The organism is Streptomyces sp. NPDC048462 (assembly GCF_043200175.1).
GTDB lineage: Bacteria > Actinomycetota > Actinomycetes > Streptomycetales > Streptomycetaceae > Streptomyces.
In genome coordinates this window covers 1-1,145 of record NZ_JBICXG010000076.1, presented here as the reverse complement: position 1 = coordinate 1,145, position 1,145 = coordinate 1, and the positions used below count along the sequence as shown (strand labels likewise).

2 protein-coding genes are annotated in these 1,145 nt (G+C 62.1%); one reads left to right on the top strand and one right to left on the bottom strand.

What is annotated here, in order from left to right; all coding sequences use genetic code 11:
• Positions 1–814 (bottom strand): SGNH/GDSL hydrolase family protein (locus ACGFU6_RS39310; RefSeq protein WP_393617414.1); only part of this gene is annotated, 814 nt, incomplete at its 3' end.
• A 178-nt stretch (positions 815–992) separates the two neighbouring features.
• Between ACGFU6_RS39310 and ACGFU6_RS39305 the strand changes: the two genes are divergently transcribed.
• Positions 993–1,145: DNA-3-methyladenine glycosylase I (locus ACGFU6_RS39305; protein WP_393617416.1), on the top strand; the 153-nt coding region annotated here is incomplete at its 3' end.

Sequence of the window (1,145 nt, the reverse complement as noted above, 5' to 3'; positions counted from 1 at the left end):
CGTCCACCCGCACGATATTGCCGCCCCCCTGCGCCAGCAGACGGTCTTCACTTTGATTATAGAAATCGGTCAGCTGAGCGGCCTGCGCGCTCAGGCTGTCATACGCCGCGATAAGCTGCGCGGCGATCGCCTGCTGCACCTGAGGAATGGCGCTGCCCTGCTTCGCCGCGGCGGCCAACGCCGCGTGGATCGCCTGCGTGCGCGAAGCGTTGTCCGGGGTAGCCACCGAATTAAGCGTGGCATAGGCCGCCTGGATCGCCGCCCCCTGTACCGGCGGCAGCGCCTGCTGAATGATCAGTTCCATCAGCTGCGGCGTGGAGCCGATGTTCGGCACCGTCGGCACGATCACCGTGCCGGCACCGGCGTTCAGCAGCGAATGCACCTGCGCGGCGGCGGCCGCGGCACTGTTATAGGCCACGCCGGGCGCGGTAGCGGCATTCAGCGCCGCCGCCGCCAAATCGTTACCGCCGATCCAGTGAATATACAAACCGTCGCCATCGGCCTGGCCGTTAACCCGATTCAGGTAGCGCTGCACCTGATCCTGGGTGTTGTCGACCGGGTTCAGGCCCGGCACCGCCACGGCGCCGCCGGCGGCGTAGTTTTCACCGCCGTTGTCCGAGGCCACCAGCGCCGCGCCGATGCGTTGCGCCAACGCTTCGTCGTACAGCAGGTGCTGACTGCCGTCATAGGTGAACCGGCCGTTGTTGCCGGTATCGCTCAGGCTATCGCCAAAGACGTACAGTTGATCGTACGCCTGAGCCGGAAGGGTCATACTGCAAAGCAACGCCACTGCAAGCGCCGCCGGGCGGGGCATGCACGTTATTTTTAGAGGCATGAATCGACTCCTGAGAGCCTGCAAATGAAGGCAATGTCGTTTTTATCGTTGGCCGGTTTTCCACCGGCCATGTAGTAACTATTGTCGGCTTTTTCACCACGTCAAGCGGGCTGATGACAAAACAATCAGAGGCTTGCCAAGTTCGGCGCTTCGAGCGATGATTACTGTTCATAAACACAGCATAAGGACAGTCAGGATGGCAGACGAACGTTGCGGTTGGGTGACGGCCGATCCGTTGTATCTCGAGTATCACGACAAGGAATGGGGCGCGCCCACCACCGACGCGCGCGAGCTGTTTGAAATGCTGTGC